This window comes from Methylobacterium frigidaeris, assembly GCF_022179185.1.
GTDB lineage: Bacteria > Pseudomonadota > Alphaproteobacteria > Rhizobiales > Beijerinckiaceae > Methylobacterium > Methylobacterium frigidaeris.
This window is the reverse complement of the sequence record NZ_BPQJ01000058.1, coordinates 22,738-36,769: the sequence shown is the minus strand read 5'-3', so window position 1 is coordinate 36,769 and position 14,032 is coordinate 22,738. Positions and strand designations below refer to the sequence as shown.

The following is a 14,032-nucleotide window of genomic DNA, read 5'->3' as shown; positions in this document are numbered from 1 at the left end:
CGACCAGGGCCTCGTCATCACCGCGGGGCACCGGCAGGGGCGGCTCCGGCGCTGAGTTCACGCGGGGTGGGTCCTGACCCCGTGCATGTTCCGCCCAGGATCACGGGCAAGATTGCTCCGCCAATCCTGAAGCGAGCCGACGAGGGCCATGCCGCCCCTCGGGGGCCCGGCAGCCCGCCGGGTGTCGCGGCCATGAGGTGGTCAAACTCCGAGGATGCCCTCAGAAACTCTGAAAGGTGAAAAAACTATCATAGCCCTTGAAACCTTTTTGAGGTTCGCATAGTTATATGGGTGTCGCCAACTTCGGAGCGCCCCCGTGGACACCATCGGCAGCCGCATCAAGCACACCCGTCTCGCTCGCGGCATGAGCGTCAGCGACTTGGCCCGCGCCCTCGACATCACGCCCTCGGGGGTGTCGAACTGGGAACACAACAAGTTCAATCCCCGACCTGAAATGCTGACCCAAGTCGCCGCCGCCCTTAGGATCGACAGGGCCTACCTGGAAACGGGTGAGGGGGAAGGACCCGGCGAAACCGATCATGACGCGCCGGAAGAAGGCTTCGTCGAGATCATCGAGCAGACGAAACTGTCTCTCGCCAAGCTCCTCCGGCTGCCCGTGAGCCGTCTCACCGTCCAAGTCAGCATCACTTCCTGACAATCCGCCGAGAATTCGCGACGGTTCCGGCTCATCAGGCCGGGAGCCCGGATCCGTCGCTGCTGCCCGCGTCCCCAACGGCCCGCGAGAAGGATTTGTCCTCATGACGATTGACCTGCTCAAGCTCTCCAATGCCCAACTGGAGACCCTCATGGACAACGCTCAGGCGTCAGCGAAGCCGGAGGCATCCAAGGTCTACCGCGAGGCCGCCGTCGAACTCTTCCGTCGCCGCGGCAGCGACTACACCGACCCGGTGATCGCGGGCTGTCACGGCGCCCTCGCGCTGCTCGACCGGTGCCGCTTCGAGAAGACCGGCAAGCGGCTGAAGTCGAACTACAGCCTGCGCTCGATCAGGAACAACGGCGAGATCGCCTTCATGACCGACTGCGCCCTCGGCAACACCCAGGGCACCGGCTTCCAGATCCTGGTCGAGAACGGTCTCGGCACCTGCACCGTCGAGTACCTCGTCGCCACGCACCCCGAGCGGTTTCCCGCCGCGGCCGTCGCGTCGGCCAGGGCCCGCCTGACCGACAGCGGAGTCACGCTCCCCGCCTGAGAACCCGGGCAGTTCAAACGGCATCGGTGACGGCAGGAGAACGCAGCATGGTCACATCCATCGACGATCGCGCCCGTGGCGCCCTTCTGGGCCTCGCCGTGGGCGACGCCCTCGGCACCACCCTGGAGTTCGAGAAGCGCGACATCCATCCCCTGCACACCGAGATGACCGGTGGCGGCCCGTTCGGCCTTCAGCCCGGGCAGTGGACCGATGACATGGCGACCGCGCTGGCCCTCGCCGACAGCCTGATCGCCCATCCGGAATTCGACGCCGTCGACCTCATGACGCGCTTCGCGGCATGGCTGAAGAAGGGTGAGTACTCCTGCACGGGGACGTGCTTCGACGTCGGCATCACCACCCGGAATTCGATCGGCCTGTTCCGGCGGAGCGGCAATCCGTTCGCGGGCTCCGAGGCGCCCGACACGGCCGGGAACGGCTCGATCATGCGGGTATCGCCGGTCGCCATCACGGCCCTGAACGATCCCGCGCTGGCCGCTCGGCTCGCCCGGGAGCAGAGCCGCACCACTCATGCGGCGGCGGAGGCTGTCGAGGCGTGCGACCTGCTCGTGCTGATCCTGCGCGAGGCGATCCTGGGCCGCGGCAAGGACGCGCTGCGCCCCCGCGACTGGGTGGGCACCCGCGCCGTCCAGCGGATCGCCAAGGGGGGATGGTCGACCAGGGACCGTTCCCAGATCAAGTCGACGGGCTACGTCATCGATACCCTGGAGGCGGCGCTCTGGTGCACGGGCAAGGCCGACAGCTTCGAGGAGGCGCTCGTGCTTGCGGTCAACCTCGCGGGCGACGCCGACACGGTCGGGGCGGTTACGGGCCAGATCGCCGGGGCGGTATTCGGCGCCTCGGGTATTCCGCAGCGCTGGCTCCAGCCCCTGGCGTGGCGACAGCGGATCGAGGAGACGGCGGGGCGCCTGCTCGACCTGGGATCGCGATCAGCACGTCCTGACGGACAGGAGGATGAGGAGGCAGGTGACGGCAGGACCCTGGGCTCCCCCTTCGCCGCACCATGGATGACGGGGGACTGGACGCTTCGGCAGCGCCTGGAGGCCCTGGCCCGCTTCCGGCGCGTCTTCGACCGCGACGGGTTCGCGTTCGCCGAGGAAGTCCCCGCCCAGCACGACAACGGCAGCGTCACGATGGGCTGGACCAGCCTCGGGGAGGAGGCGCAGGAGTTCTACAAGGTCGTCTACGACTACGGCTGGGTCCGCGCCTTCAACTGGTCGGAATGGGGCCAGTCCGCGGAAGGCGAGCGCCTGCTCAACGACCCTGACGCGCTTGCCCAGGCGAACGAGGACGACCTCGCCAGGATCCTCACCGTCTGCATTCGCGCCGATCGCTTTTCCGAGGGCTACCTCGCGGGCAGCTACGAGTCGGGACTGCTCGGCCGCGTGGTCGCGCGCGCCGACGTGCTCCTCGGGCTGCTGCGGGAGACGTTCGTCAGGAGCGAGAATGACGCGCAGCGGCGGCGCACTCCGGTCGCCTGAGCAACCTCAGTCCAGGCTGTCGGTTTCGGGTGCCGAGCCACCCGGTTCCGCAGGATCTTCGAGGTAGGAGAGTACCCGCCGTGCGATCCGCAGCAGGCCGTCGAAGGTGATCACCTCGATACCGTGAAGGTGGCCGTTGAGGCGCCGCAAAGCCCTGATCTGATGCTCATCGCCGTCGCGGCCGATCACGGCCTTGGCACGCACCTTGTGCGCGTCGACGCCGTCGTCGGCGAGGATGGTGTCGCGCCTGCGATCGAGCTTCTCCAGGTAATTCTCCACCTGAGCCAGCACCTTCGAAAGGTCAGCCTTGGGGTAGTAGGTGTCGTGAGAGCGGTCGTAGGCGAACAGGGCATCTCCGCCCAGGGGTGTCTTGATCTCGACCACCTCGATGTAGCCGTCCGTGGTGCGGCTGAACAGGAAGTCTTGCTGCTCGTCGCGGGTAAGGCGCCGGATATCGAGCAGGCGGCTGTACTCGCTTCCGAACATCCATGGGTTCGCGGTGAGGAGCCGCTGGAAGTCCGCCTCCCGGGCGCCGGGGCTCTCGATCAGGTCTTCGAGTTGAACCACAGCCCTCCTGTAGACCACGAGGTTGAGCGCGGCAGCGGCTTCGGCGAAGAACTCGTCCCCTCGCTCGGCAGCACGCTCCATCACGGCGCGCAAAAGATCCGGCTTCTCGGCCGCCTGCCGAAGGAGGATGGCGAGAGCCTCAGCGCCCGCCGCATCGGTTAGGTCGTGCAGCTTGCGGGTCACCGCATCGTTGAACATCTCGGGCGTCGGCAGGACGACGTAGCCGCCTGCCTTCACCGGAAGTCCGCCACCTCGGGACGACCGCATGAACTCCATCAGGCGCTGCAACTCCTCCCCGTCGAGATGCACAGAGCGGCCGGGATCGAGGGTGCAGGTCCGCTTGTTCAGGGCGTAGGTCTTGATCGTCAGCGAGTCGTGGTGGAACTCCCCCGTGTGCTCGTTCAGCACGACAGTGTGCTTGGCGACACGCCGTACCTTGGGACCGTCCTTCAGAACGACCGTCACCGTTCGTTCCAGGTTGGGTCGCTGTGTGGGATCGTACTTCCGGATGTTGACTTTCATCGATGCTTTTTTACCAACGCAAGATCTTCTATTACACCCGAACAGTCATCAGGACGCTACAAGCGAAGGAAGACAAGCCAGCTTTTCCACGGGTTCGTCCTCAGAACGCCAGATCCTCGGCGAGCTACGTGCAGGTCACCAGAGTGGCTGACGCGGCCGTTGACTGGCGGAATGCGTCGGCATCCTGTTGCCGCTCGAAGTGGAACGTGATCCGTTCCCGCCTCCGGTCGGTGGTGAAGTACCAATAACCCTGCGAGTAAAGATAGCAGAACTCCTTAGTTCGACCGAGAACCCAATGCCCGTGAGGTGTCGAGACGTCGTACACTCCCGTTGCTCGGTCACTGACATGTTTGAGATTGTGATTTGGAGGCATGATCAACCTTTACTTTGCAATCGAGTAAATATTTATCCATCATAAATTCCATCATTGAGGTTTGTCAAATAGTGTTTGGACATCAAATTATTTTACTGTGCGATCGCATAATCGAACTCGGCCTCGCCGACTCGCGCGAGGCATTTTCCATCCGCTACTGCGACCGTGCCCGCGGCTACCTCGGCGACTACACTCGGCGCGAAGGAGCCACGGCCCGAGTCTCACCGCGAACCATTGCGCGGATCCGGCACCGCCTCGCGGAAGTCGTAGCCATCCGCCAGGATCTGGCGGCTGAGATCCGGGACCTCGATGCCACGATCGAGCGCGACATCTACATCGCGACTCTGCTCGGACGGCGCAGCCGGTAACGTCGGCTATCGGCCGTTGCCCATGATCCTGCTCGCGAAAGTGGCCGAGGGATCAGGCGTCGGCATCAGTCCGACAATGGTCACCGGGTGATCCAGACGTGATGGACACGATCCTGAGCGGCGGGTGCGATCGTCGAGCAGCCTCGGCATCGTCCTCGAAGGCGGCAAGCCGCTCCTCCAGGTAGGCGACGCGCGCCCGCTCGAACTCCAGATCCGCGACCAGCGACGCCACCGTCTCATACGCCTCCAGCATCTCGACGCGCAGCGCTTCCAGTTCGACCTCGGCGACATGTCGCGCTCGCAGCGGGCCCGCCGAGTCCCCGAGCAGTTCGAGGTTGTGGCGCAGGATCCCTGCAAGCTCCGCCGCTTCCGATGTTCTTCCTTGAACGTCCCGAAGCCGCTCGAAGATCTTGGCGTCAAACAGGCGCTACACCCTTCTCACGGGGCAGCCTCGGCCATTGACGCCGTCGACCCGAAAGTTCGAACAAGATCATCAAGTTCTGCTTCGAGTTCTGCCAGACTTAGCGGTTCTGGCGTGTCGAACTCGCTGACGTCGTCAGTTCGCCAGTCGTAGATGTCGAGCAACTTGGCGGCCGCATCAAGGCCAGCGGTGCCGTTCGAGGGCTGATCGTAAATGGCGATACCGTGAGCAGCGAGCTTGCCACGAACAGCCACCGCAAGATCCCGGGGGACGCGCCCGTTGCCTCGCTGGTGAAGCATCCGGAGGACCCAGCACCGGGAGGTGCGCCGTAACTCGGCGATCACGCCGCGACCGGCACCCAACCTGACCTCGACGTAGAGCTTGCGGCCTACCAGTACCTCGGGAACCTTGCTCGCCAAGCAGTTGTCATAGCGGCGTCCGGCGCTGACAAGCGCGGCCCCGGTGTCCAGTACCACCAGGGACGGATCATGAACTGCGAGGGGGAACGGAAGTCGATCGAACCGCCTCGCCCACCCCAGCACGAATGCCTCGACGATCTTCTTCTCGGGGAAGGAGGAAACTGACTGCCGGACCGCCTCTTCGGTGGCGGTGGAGCAGTGGGCCCGCACGTAGCTGAGAGCGGCATTGAGGTCGCGAGCCTCCCTGAGCGTCTCGATCTTGCGGACGAAGCGGGGGTGCAGAAGCACGGGGTCGAGGGCCATCACGATCGCGATCTGCATGGGCGAGATGGTGCCTGGAGACTGCCGGAGAACGAGGACACGGGCGCGGTCGGCGGGGTCGCGAGATGAGAAGAGCCGGTGAAGCTCACGATACAGGGTGGGGTCGGGGAGTGGATCAGCACCGAGCCGACGCAGCAGGCCGAGGAAGCCGTCCGGGGCGGTCTTGAAGATGGCCTCGACGATCTCGCGGGGCTTCGGAACTGCGAGGGCCCTGCCGATCACCACCTGATCAGCGTCGGTGTTCCCAGAGGCAGATGCCACCTCGGCGCCGAGGCGTTGTGCCAGCGCAGCCTCGTTCCCGTCCATGATCTCCGCGTAGGCCAAGAACCTTGCCTGACGGGCTTGGTCAGATCCGTGGAGAGCGGCCCGAAGATGCCCGGGGCATACCGCATCGAGTTCTATCGTGACCCGAAGGTAGCTTCCTCGGAACGGGCGAGGCTCAAACTTCTGAATGCCTGTCGGTTGCAAGTGGTTCTCCGCGAATGTTTCGCTCGAACCAGCCTCCTATAAATCGGAAATCCTGCAACGAATTTCCGATACGCTGAAAGTGCGTAGCGACTCACCCCGTTTTGCAACAGGGCAAGGTCACAGCGACCACGACCCTGAAGTGGGTAGCCCGCGAGTTGTCCCGCCCTGTCCCGACAGGATCCCCGGCCGCCGCCCCACAGCAGGTCGGAGCGTTCGAGATCCTGATGCACGACGAGATGCTGATCCTGGGCTTGATCGCGGGCGTAACCGCCTCCCGGGGCGAAGATGGCCGACAGAGCCATGAAGAAACAGGCCGCGGCCAACGCATCACAGTACTCTGGCGAATGGCAGTTGCCGTACTGGGTGCACGCGCTCGAAATCAGCGCCTACGCCGCTGGGCTTCAGGGCGACGCCCTCGTCAAGGACGACCAGCAGGGCAACTGCTGAAACAGCGAAGGCGCTGGGATCTCCGGGGCATGTCTCATACGTGGGCTACAGCCTTGACGGCTTCGAGGGTCTAAGACCCTCCCTCCCCCGGCACCACACCCATTCGCCGGAGCGGTGCTAATGGTGCCTTCGAGCTTCCTGCCGCCCTTGATCAGCTTCGTCACCGGATCGCCCGCCTCCAGCGGGTCACGCTCATGATGCCGAACTAGGGCCTTTGAGAGCTTGAGCCGCTGCTTATTGGGCACCTCACACCTTCGAACCTCGGCACCTTCAGACCTTCAAGGTCGAGACCCTGAAGGTGTTAGAGTGTGAGGTCATGAGGGTGTCAGCCGCCCCGCCGGGCATACTCCGAGTAGTTGTGCTTGGCGAACACGTCGGCTAGGGCCTCGTCGACGATGGCCTGGATCGGACGGCTCTGCTCGAAGCTGATGCGCCGGAGAGTCTGATAGTCCTCCTCGCGCAGGAAGGTCCCGAACGCCCGGCGGGCGACCCTCGACGGCTTCACCTTCTTCGCGGGCTCAGGCGCGGCAGTAGCGGCGGGCTCCTGCGGAGCGGGCGCAGCCATGGGTTCCGGGCGCTTCGGGGCCAGCACGGACAGGGACGGTTTAGTCATCTAACACCTTCATACTCTCGCACCTTCGGGGGTTCACACCCTTAGGAGCTATGATCCCAACAACCTCGAACCCTCACACCTTCAGGCGGCGACGGGCACCTCGGCCATCCTGGTTTTCGCCCAGGTCCAGAGATACTTGAACTCATCGACGGCCTTGGCGTCGGCGGGGGAGGTAGCCTCAGTCTCCAGAGCGGTGAGGCCGTTGATCCCGCTATCCGGGACGATCTGGCGCTGGTGGATGATCGCTGGCGCGACCGGGACGCCCTGCGCCTCCAGGAGGTCGAGGGTCTCGGTAGTCGGCCGTCGCGTGGTCGTCGGCGCCGCCGAGATCACGACCGCGAAGTTTACAGCGTGGCGCTTAAGCTCCTCGACGATCGGCCACAGGGCCTTCACGTCATCGGCGGTGGGGCGGAGCGGGATCAGCACAAGATTGGCGATCCGGGCCATGTGCAGGCCCACAGCCGAGAGGGCACCCGCTGTATCGATGAAGCAGTAATCGGCCCCGGCATCCCGGATCTTGTCGACGGCCTGATCGACATGTACGGGCTTCTGGCTGGCCTCGGGCACCACGAAGGGATCGCGTCCCCGGGCGTCCCCCCACGAGCGCAACCCGCCCATGGGATCAGCGTCCAGGCAGGCCGCGGACTGATCGTCCTGGATCGCGGCCACGGCCAGATGCCGGGTGAGGGTGGTCTTACCGGACCCGCCCTTCTCAGTGAGCATCGTCACGATCTTCATCACACCCTCTCCCCTTCACACCTTAACACCCTCAGGCCCGAGACCCTTAGGGAACTTGGCACTTCAGACCTTAACACCTTGAGCGTTCGAAATTGGTTAACGAATTCCGAAGGCATGTGATTTGGGCGGGTGCGCGAACGCCGAGCCCGCGGCTGTCAAGGCCCTGCGGGCGCCCGGGCTTTCGCCAGGGGCCAAGATGTGCTTCACAAGGGGATAGTGGGGATTCCCCCGCGCGAGATTCAGCGGCCAAGCCCTGCGAAGGGGGCGGCCATCCCGGAGTACGGATCGGAAGAAGCGCCGAGCCCATAAACGCAAAAAGCCCCGGAGTGGCATCCGAGGCTTTTTGCGGTCCCAAAGGGACGTTTTTGAAGTGGCACTTGCATCCCCTTCATAGCGTCCACCCCCTCAGCCGGTCAATCCGGCGAGCGCTGGCGGCTGCCTGAAAAGCAGCTTCCGGTGTCGGGAAGTTGTGCGCTCGGCTCATCTCGAAGGATGAGCCATGTCGAAGAGGAAGACCTCGGCCGATTGGCGCCGAGATTTTATCAATTTCATCAACGACTTAGCGGGGGTTGGCTGGCGCGAGCGGTTGGGTCTGCTCCATGCCGACGTCTATGCGGCGCATGAATGCGGCGACTTGACGCATCAAGACGTCAAGCTCGTCGAGGCGGCGATCGTGCGGCGGCGAGCCCGCCAGGACGAAGCGATCACCCGCCGGGTCACGGTCGCCGGTCATGCGACGAAGCTCGTTGAGAAGCTCGGCGCGAAGCTCTCGGGCGCCACGAAGCCGAAGGGCGAGCGCACCCTCGAAGACCTGCGCGCGCGCGAGGAACGGCTCGAACGGCGGCGCTACCTTCGGGATGCCGCCAAGATCCCTGGAATCGTGAAGAAGCACTACACGACCGCGATGTGTGCGGTCCTGGAGGTCATCCGCCGCGAGGCTGACACAACTGGAACGTGCGAACTTGCAGTGGGGACAATCGCCGCGAGAGCCGGGTGCTCCGAGCGGCTGGTCCAATCCACCACCCGCCGAGCCAAGCGCTTTGGACACATCACTGTCGTCTACGGCGTGCGCGCCGTGAACCGCATCTCGATTCTGAGTAAGGCGATCCTCAACTGGAACGCAAAAGGATCGAGCGCAACCCAAAAGAAAGAATTTAAGAATCAAGATCTTAAGATTCCGGACAAGGGTGCAAATTCGTGCCGATCTGAAAGGGTTGAGCCGCAGAGAAGCCCGCCAGCGGCCGTTTTGAAGCTAGACGGTGCGAAGGTGGCCAAAACCTCGAATCCCCGTTCTGAGCCATCCTCGGCCAAATCTGAGCCGAGTGCGGTCCAGATGCAGCACGACAGTTCCTTCATCGAGAACCTCGACGCAATCTGGCGCCGCACCGGGGTCTCTCTCCACGCCCGATACGGGCTCGAACCGCCGGGTCTGAGCCCGCAGCCGGGGTGATCCTGGCCGCGAACTCATCACCAACGGGTTGACGAACCTCGATCAGGCCGCCTCGAACTCGTCGGCCAGAATGTCGGCCGACTTGTCGACCGCCTGCGGCGCGTTCGTGTTCGCCGGGGAGGGCGGTGGCACGACGACGTGCTTGTGGGTCTTGCGGCTCTTCACGTCGCGGATCGTCCGCGGGGTGTTTGTCTTTGATGTGATGCATGGTCGCTCACTTTCACGCATTGCGCACGCACCAATTAGGTGTTACCTCACGCCTATGGCGGGACATACCCGCAGTGTGCTAAGGAGTGAGCTTATGACCGAGGTGATCGAGATGCGCCCGAGTGACAAGCTGAGCGAGACGCCGAAGCGGTTCACGCTCTACGTCTCGAAGAAGGTCGCGTCCGTCCTGGACAGCGTCGAGCGGACCGAAGACGATCCGGGCCCGAGCCGCGGCGAGCGGATCCACGCGGTCTGCGATCGCTACATGCTGATGGTGCGGGAGTCGGTCCCGACGCTCACCGAGAACGAGTGGATGGGCATCGTCTGGGCCTTCAACGGCGGCGAAGGCGTCAACGGCGGCCAAGCTGAAGCCAGTGCGTTCCTGATGAGCCGCAAGCTGGCCGACACCAACGAGTACGAGAACTCGGCCGCCGAGTGCGGCTACGACAACGACACCCTCCTGAAGAAGATCGACGCGATGCCGATCGCCACCCGCCTCGCCGTCCTCGAAGTCACCGACCGTTGGTGGGCCAAGCAGAACGGTGACGGAGCCACGAACCGCCAGCGGCTGATTGCCTCCGGCGCCAAGATCTCTGAGTGATGGTCATGAGCCAGATCAAGATCGTCAGAGCCGCCCGCCTCTCGAAGGTCGGCCGCTATCCCCAGACCTTCGAGGCGGTGATCGCGACGGTCGGGCCCGAGGTCATCGGCGTCCTGTCCTCGAAAGACCTCGCCACCCTGGCCGACAGGATCTGGGACTCATGGCGGGAGAGCAAGCGTATTGCTGCCCGCGAAGCTCTTGGAGAGGGTGGAGTGTGGTCGGAGCGCGAGGATCGCTTCATCCCGTTCGTCGGTCGCGACAAGCCTCCCATCCCCCAGAGCGAGTGGGTCTTTCGGCCGATCGTCTGACGTCTACGCACTTCGTTGGGAAACACTGCCCGACCTCGACGGCGTAGATTTCGAGCATGACGAACACGCTCAAGATCGACGCCCGCAAGGCCAGCAAGCTGACGCCCGGGCCCTACCGCCCCATGCACCCGGCGAACTGCCCCGAGCTTGATCGGCGCCGGACGCGGAGGGCCCTCGACGAGGCCGATACGCCGCGGTGGATGCTCTTCGCCAGCGGCTACGATCGGCTGGTGCTCCGATGACGAGGGCATCGAGCCCGACTACAACGCAACCAGGGTGACGACCGGGGCCCCCGTCCCACCCGTCGCCTCGTCGAAGGGCCGCCGGTCGCATCCTAGAACTTCGTCACCATCGATATCATGTCCCCCATGAAGATCTACACCTGCTGCTACTACCCGACGCTCTCGACCGGCGATAACTTGCGTTGGATGGACGTCCCGCGGTCCTATGTGATCCGGTGCGGCTTGCCGGTTCCGTGGGAGGACAAGTGCAAGCAGCCGCGGCGCGTGCCGAACGTTGTCTTTGAGCAGTGGCTCGCCGCGAACAACTACATCCTTGTCACACCCGCGAACGACGCGATCTTCAAGGTTGTCTTCCCACTATGGGCAAAGGGTGACTTCATGTTGAGGCTCAGGTGGTGGTGAAAGCGGGATCTTCGTCTTCGTCTATGGCCGCCTCTTGGGCATCGAACTTCGCCCAGTATTCTTCGGCGTCCATCGTTGGACCATCCGGCGCGCACATGCGGCCAAACCAATCCGCCAATCCGAAGCCGATGATCAAGTTAAGATGGTGCATGCAACGCATCGGTTCGCGGTAATCATCGGGGGCACGGAACACATCCTCGCTGCCGATGAACATGCTGAAGTCGCCGATCTCGGCATTTTCCTCGTCGTTCTTCGGTCGAACCGCCTCGAAGATGTGGCGGTTTGAGAAGTGGACGGCTCCGGAGGTCTTTTTGTAGACCTCGACGATCCACGGGTTGGATTTAGCGACTCGATCTCGCAAGTACCCGTCCTTCATGAGATTGCCGTCGTCGTCCTTCATGCGATCGACCTGCATCCCTTGGAAGACGTCGTAGCAAAACTGATGGTGATCTTTCACGAAGTAAGCCGCGTAGAGGCGGAGTACCGTATCGAGGTGGATACGAACCAGCGGGACGGCTGCGATCCCGTTCTTGGCCTCTACCAAGGTCCGGAACCCTGCTGACAGGGCCATGCTACGTCGAGCGACGCCGATCCCGAAGAAATCGGCGTGGGTGATCTGGCGCCCGTTCTTCAAGGCGGAGGCGCAAACGGACTGGATTTGCTTCTCAGAGGCGACGAGGGCGGCCATGACTTCGTCATAAGACGCATCATCGTTTGGTACGGTAGGATTGAAATCTTTCACGACAACGCACACAAATTTTTGGTTGGGGATCCATCATCCTCTAACTGTTCGAAACCCCGCAACACATTCCCAACGCAGTCTCCACGTTTGTGGACCTTTGTACGTGGAGCACGAGAGCGGAACCAAGCTGGCGCGCCCGGAGCTTTTCCGGCTCCTGCGGGATGCAGGCGAGGGCGACATCTGTCTCTGCGAGCAAGTCGATCGTCTTGCTCGACTGACCGACGCCGACTGGCGCAAGCTCCACACCGAGATCGAGGCCATGGGCGTCAGGATCGTTTCGCTCGATCTACCAACATCGTAGTCAATGGCGATGCCGCCCGACGAATTCACCGGGTGCATGTTCGCGGCGGTAAACACGATGATGCTGGACGTGCTGGCTGCCGTCGCCCGCAAGGACTACGACGATCGCCGTCGTCGGCAGGCGCAGGGCCAGGAGCGCGCCAAGGCCGAGGGCAAATATCGGGGCCGCCCCGAGGACACCCGCCGCAACTCCAGCATCGCCGCGATGCTCGTGAAGGGCCTGTCGTGGTCGCAGTTGCAGGACGCGAACGGCTGCTCTCGGGCGACGGTCGGTAAGATCGTCGCCAGGAGTAAGGGCACGATGTCGATGTAGGTGCGGATCCTGCGGGCTGCTCTGAGGGTCGGCTCGGGGTCAAGAGCGGCTGGTAGTTCTTCATCGCCGATCGTCAGGGTGCGGCTCGCAGCACGAGCATCGTGATGAAGCTCTTGAACATGGCGGTGGGCTCTTCCGAATGGTAGGCGGGGCTCGCCGCCGATCTCTCATCGGCGAGCCCCGCTGCCTACCAGTCGCTGGAGTTCCGCAGCACCTGCTCGCCCTCCACCCGCCGCCGTTGCTGATGCTCGATGAGCCGCGCGATGCGATCCTGGACGGCAGCATCGTGCGCGGCCTCCCGAGCCCGGGATTCCTCGACTGCGGCTTCAAGATCTCGGATCCTACGGCGCGCCTGGGCGAGGTCGCTTTCGAGGGTGGTGATGTGGTCCGCCAGGGCGGTGATCTCGTCGTCCGTCACGGCCGACCTCCCCGCGCCCGCATGAACGCAAGCTCCTGCGGCGAGAGCATCGAGGGCCTCGGCTCCGGCGAGCCCGTCGTCTCGACGATCCCATCCTCATCGCGATCAGTGACCAGCTTCGTCCTCGACTCCCGCTGCTTGGGCAGGATCCCGCCAGGATCATGCAACATCACGAGCTTGGGGGTTCCGGGCTTCACCGTCTTGCCGCGCGACCGCGAGGGCTTCCAGTCCTGGAACATCTCGATCTCGCCGTTGCGGTACACCACCAGGGTCGCGGTCTCATCCTCCCGCAGGATGAAGAGCACGAACTGGCCCTCGAAGTACTGCTTGCCCGGCGGCGACGAGATGTGGCCCATGCGGACCAACACAACGCCTTCCTCGGCCTCAGCCTCCACAGCCTTGGCATACACCGCCTCATAGGCGTCGAGGTCCTCGGCGCTCATCCCTTCCTTCGCTCGGGCCCAGGCCACCACCTTCTTCGGGTCCAGCAACTGCACCACCCGCCACCAATCCGGGTTCCGCAACTCGATGCCCCACCCGTGCAGGTGCACCATCATCTTGATCGCGTAGTCGGCTTCGCCCTGCTTCCGCACCGCGCGTCCCGTGTTGTCGAAGAACTGCGCCTGCAACACGTGGATCTCAGACAGCGGCGGCAGCCGCGCCCACATTGGTTCCTTCTCCGGAACCTTCAACTTCGTCATGTCGGTCTCTAACTCATGTATGAAGTCGGGCACGGGCAAATCTCCCCGGCCGACGCAGCCCGTTTAGCAGGTCGAACACGCCCAATCCATTTTCTCTTTGACGAGAACCATCTCGAAGCCGGAGGCACCCGGAGGCGGATTTTCTCAGTAGTTAATATTAGTTCGTGAAACGAAGGCCGAAGGACTAATATTAACTAATGAGAAACGGAGTTTCCTCGGGCTGCGCCACGAGCAAATAGGCCGCGGCTCTTCGAGCCACGACCTAATACGGGCTCGGGGTCCCTCGCCCTCGAATTCGACTTCACCAACTCGCAGCAATTCGAGATTAAAGACAAACTGCCGGGCCCGAGATCATCTGCCTCGAAAAGCAACCCCAACGTG

21 protein-coding genes are annotated in these 14,032 nt (G+C 63.6%); 12 read left to right on the top strand and 9 right to left on the bottom strand.

Annotated features, from left to right (window positions below):
* Positions 1-316: 316 nt before the first annotated feature.
* From MFF64_RS32375 to MFF64_RS32365, 3 genes are all read left to right on the top strand, one after another.
* Positions 317-655 carry a helix-turn-helix domain-containing protein gene (locus tag MFF64_RS32375; RefSeq protein WP_099903932.1) on the top strand — a complete coding sequence of 113 codons (339 nt, stop codon included), beginning with the start codon at positions 317-319 and terminating at the stop codon, positions 653-655.
* 103 nt (positions 656-758) lie between these two features.
* On the top strand, positions 759-1,211 hold the full coding sequence (locus MFF64_RS32370) for a hypothetical protein (RefSeq protein WP_099903934.1): 453 nt from the start codon (positions 759-761) through the stop codon (positions 1,209-1,211).
* A gap of 47 nt (positions 1,212-1,258) precedes the next feature.
* Entirely contained in the window at positions 1,259-2,710 is a 1,452-nt protein-coding gene (locus MFF64_RS32365) for an ADP-ribosylglycohydrolase family protein (protein WP_099903936.1), read from the top strand.
* A gap of 6 nt (positions 2,711-2,716) precedes the next feature.
* On the opposite strand, the gene MFF64_RS32360 is transcribed toward MFF64_RS32365, so the two are convergent.
* Positions 2,717-3,799, bottom strand: a complete 1,083-nt coding sequence (locus tag MFF64_RS32360; RefSeq protein ID WP_099903938.1) for a Shedu anti-phage system protein SduA domain-containing protein — start codon at positions 3,797-3,799, stop codon at positions 2,717-2,719.
* Between the two features lie 444 nt (positions 3,800-4,243).
* On the opposite strand from MFF64_RS32360, the gene MFF64_RS32355 reads away from it, so the two are divergent.
* Entirely contained in the window at positions 4,244-4,540 is a 297-nt protein-coding gene (locus MFF64_RS32355; RefSeq protein WP_238193377.1) for a hypothetical protein, read from the top strand.
* Between the two features lie 52 nt (positions 4,541-4,592).
* On the opposite strand, the gene MFF64_RS32350 is transcribed toward MFF64_RS32355, so the two are convergent.
* Together MFF64_RS32350 and MFF64_RS32345 are read right to left on the bottom strand one after the other, a co-directional pair.
* Positions 4,593-4,793 carry a hypothetical protein gene (locus tag MFF64_RS32350; RefSeq protein ID WP_099903818.1) on the bottom strand — a complete coding sequence of 67 codons (201 nt, stop codon included), beginning with the start codon at positions 4,791-4,793 and terminating at the stop codon, positions 4,593-4,595.
* A gap of 185 nt (positions 4,794-4,978) precedes the next feature.
* A complete protein-coding gene (locus MFF64_RS32345) occupies positions 4,979-6,025 on the bottom strand; it encodes a hypothetical protein (protein WP_099903816.1) in 1,047 nt (348 codons plus the stop codon).
* Between the two features lie 444 nt (positions 6,026-6,469).
* On the opposite strand from MFF64_RS32345, the gene MFF64_RS32340 reads away from it, so the two are divergent.
* Positions 6,470-6,616, top strand: a complete 147-nt coding sequence (locus MFF64_RS32340; RefSeq protein WP_165795759.1) for a hypothetical protein — start codon at positions 6,470-6,472, stop codon at positions 6,614-6,616.
* Between the two features lie 325 nt (positions 6,617-6,941).
* Here the strand turns inward: MFF64_RS32340 and MFF64_RS32335 are convergent, their stop codons facing one another.
* Together MFF64_RS32335 and MFF64_RS32330 are read right to left on the bottom strand one after the other, a co-directional pair.
* Positions 6,942-7,229 carry a hypothetical protein gene (locus MFF64_RS32335; protein WP_238193376.1) on the bottom strand — a complete coding sequence of 96 codons (288 nt, stop codon included), beginning with the start codon at positions 7,227-7,229 and terminating at the stop codon, positions 6,942-6,944.
* Between the two features lie 81 nt (positions 7,230-7,310).
* On the bottom strand, positions 7,311-7,967 hold the full coding sequence (locus tag MFF64_RS32330) for a nucleotide-binding protein (RefSeq protein ID WP_165795758.1): 657 nt from the start codon (positions 7,965-7,967) through the stop codon (positions 7,311-7,313).
* A gap of 499 nt (positions 7,968-8,466) precedes the next feature.
* Between MFF64_RS32330 and MFF64_RS32325 the strand changes: the two genes are divergently transcribed.
* Entirely contained in the window at positions 8,467-9,417 is a 951-nt protein-coding gene (locus MFF64_RS32325; protein ID WP_133123509.1) for a hypothetical protein, read from the top strand.
* 42 nt (positions 9,418-9,459) lie between these two features.
* Here MFF64_RS32325 and MFF64_RS37945 read toward each other — a convergent pair whose 3' ends face one another.
* The gene (locus MFF64_RS37945) at positions 9,460-9,582 is read right to left on the bottom strand and encodes a hypothetical protein (RefSeq protein ID WP_273557190.1); all 123 of its coding nucleotides are present in this window, start codon (positions 9,580-9,582) and stop codon (positions 9,460-9,462) included.
* 136 nt (positions 9,583-9,718) lie between these two features.
* On the opposite strand from MFF64_RS37945, the gene MFF64_RS32320 reads away from it, so the two are divergent.
* The 4 genes from MFF64_RS32320 (at position 9,719) to MFF64_RS32305 (ending at position 11,177) form a co-directional block, all read left to right on the top strand.
* Positions 9,719-10,225: a hypothetical protein gene (locus MFF64_RS32320; RefSeq protein ID WP_099903601.1), complete on the top strand. Its 507-nt coding sequence runs from the start codon at positions 9,719-9,721 to the stop codon at positions 10,223-10,225.
* Positions 10,226-10,230: 5 nt separating this feature from the next.
* Complete coding sequence (locus MFF64_RS32315) at positions 10,231-10,533, top strand: hypothetical protein (protein ID WP_133123508.1); 303 nt, start codon at positions 10,231-10,233, stop codon at positions 10,531-10,533.
* A 56-nt stretch (positions 10,534-10,589) separates the two neighbouring features.
* Complete coding sequence (locus tag MFF64_RS32310) at positions 10,590-10,775, top strand: hypothetical protein (RefSeq protein WP_099903597.1); 186 nt, start codon at positions 10,590-10,592, stop codon at positions 10,773-10,775.
* 126 nt (positions 10,776-10,901) lie between these two features.
* Positions 10,902-11,177, top strand: a complete 276-nt coding sequence (locus tag MFF64_RS32305; RefSeq protein ID WP_133123507.1) for a hypothetical protein — start codon at positions 10,902-10,904, stop codon at positions 11,175-11,177.
* Here MFF64_RS32305 and MFF64_RS32300 read toward each other — a convergent pair.
* Positions 11,164-11,865, bottom strand: coding sequence for a hypothetical protein (locus MFF64_RS32300; RefSeq protein ID WP_238193375.1), 702 nt, complete (start codon positions 11,863-11,865; stop codon positions 11,164-11,166). The two genes, MFF64_RS32305 and MFF64_RS32300, sit on opposite strands and share 14 nt — an antisense overlap.
* A gap of 157 nt (positions 11,866-12,022) precedes the next feature.
* Here MFF64_RS32300 and MFF64_RS39040 point away from each other — a divergent pair, with 157 nt between their 5' ends.
* Together MFF64_RS39040 and MFF64_RS38090 are read left to right on the top strand one after the other, a co-directional pair.
* On the top strand, positions 12,023-12,220 hold the full coding sequence (locus MFF64_RS39040; protein WP_309296477.1) for a recombinase family protein: 198 nt from the start codon (positions 12,023-12,025) through the stop codon (positions 12,218-12,220).
* Positions 12,221-12,223: 3 nt separating this feature from the next.
* Positions 12,224-12,532, top strand: a complete 309-nt coding sequence (locus tag MFF64_RS38090) for a resolvase (protein ID WP_309296476.1) — start codon at positions 12,224-12,226, stop codon at positions 12,530-12,532.
* 187 nt (positions 12,533-12,719) lie between these two features.
* On the opposite strand, the gene MFF64_RS32290 is transcribed toward MFF64_RS38090, so the two are convergent.
* Both MFF64_RS32290 and MFF64_RS32285 read right to left on the bottom strand, forming a co-directional pair.
* Positions 12,720-12,950, bottom strand: coding sequence for a hypothetical protein (locus MFF64_RS32290; RefSeq protein ID WP_099902012.1), 231 nt, complete (start codon positions 12,948-12,950; stop codon positions 12,720-12,722).
* The gene (locus MFF64_RS32285; protein ID WP_133123386.1) at positions 12,947-13,651 is read right to left on the bottom strand and encodes a hypothetical protein; all 705 of its coding nucleotides are present in this window, start codon (positions 13,649-13,651) and stop codon (positions 12,947-12,949) included. Before MFF64_RS32285 ends, MFF64_RS32290 begins: the two co-directional genes overlap by 4 nt.
* Positions 13,652-14,032: the final 381 nt, after the last annotated feature.

Bases quoted from the DNA above. Each gene is read 5' to 3' on its own strand.
- MFF64_RS32370 (WP_099903934.1), top strand. From the start codon at position 759: ATGACGATTGACCTGCTCAAGCTCTCCAATGCCCAACTGGAGACCCTC.
- MFF64_RS32365 (WP_099903936.1), top strand. From the start codon at position 1,259: ATGGTCACATCCATCGACGATCGCGCCCGTGGCGCCCTTCTGGGCCTC.
- MFF64_RS32360 (WP_099903938.1), bottom strand. From the start codon at position 3,799: ATGAAAGTCAACATCCGGAAGTACGATCCCACACAGCGACCCAACCTG.
- MFF64_RS32350 (WP_099903818.1), bottom strand. From the start codon at position 4,793: ATGCTGGAGGCGTATGAGACGGTGGCGTCGCTGGTCGCGGATCTGGAG.
- MFF64_RS32340 (WP_165795759.1), top strand. From the start codon at position 6,470: ATGAAGAAACAGGCCGCGGCCAACGCATCACAGTACTCTGGCGAATGG.
- MFF64_RS32335 (WP_238193376.1), bottom strand. From the start codon at position 7,229: ATGACTAAACCGTCCCTGTCCGTGCTGGCCCCGAAGCGCCCGGAACCC.
- MFF64_RS32330 (WP_165795758.1), bottom strand. From the start codon at position 7,967: ATGAAGATCGTGACGATGCTCACTGAGAAGGGCGGGTCCGGTAAGACC.
- MFF64_RS32325 (WP_133123509.1), top strand. From the start codon at position 8,467: ATGTCGAAGAGGAAGACCTCGGCCGATTGGCGCCGAGATTTTATCAAT.
- MFF64_RS32320 (WP_099903601.1), top strand. From the start codon at position 9,719: ATGACCGAGGTGATCGAGATGCGCCCGAGTGACAAGCTGAGCGAGACG.
- MFF64_RS32315 (WP_133123508.1), top strand. From the start codon at position 10,231: ATGAGCCAGATCAAGATCGTCAGAGCCGCCCGCCTCTCGAAGGTCGGC.
- MFF64_RS32310 (WP_099903597.1), top strand. From the start codon at position 10,590: ATGACGAACACGCTCAAGATCGACGCCCGCAAGGCCAGCAAGCTGACG.
- MFF64_RS32305 (WP_133123507.1), top strand. From the start codon at position 10,902: ATGAAGATCTACACCTGCTGCTACTACCCGACGCTCTCGACCGGCGAT.
- MFF64_RS32300 (WP_238193375.1), bottom strand. From the start codon at position 11,865: ATGGCCGCCCTCGTCGCCTCTGAGAAGCAAATCCAGTCCGTTTGCGCC.
- MFF64_RS38090 (WP_309296476.1), top strand. From the start codon at position 12,224: ATGGCGATGCCGCCCGACGAATTCACCGGGTGCATGTTCGCGGCGGTA.
- MFF64_RS32285 (WP_133123386.1), bottom strand. From the start codon at position 13,651: ATGACGAAGTTGAAGGTTCCGGAGAAGGAACCAATGTGGGCGCGGCTG.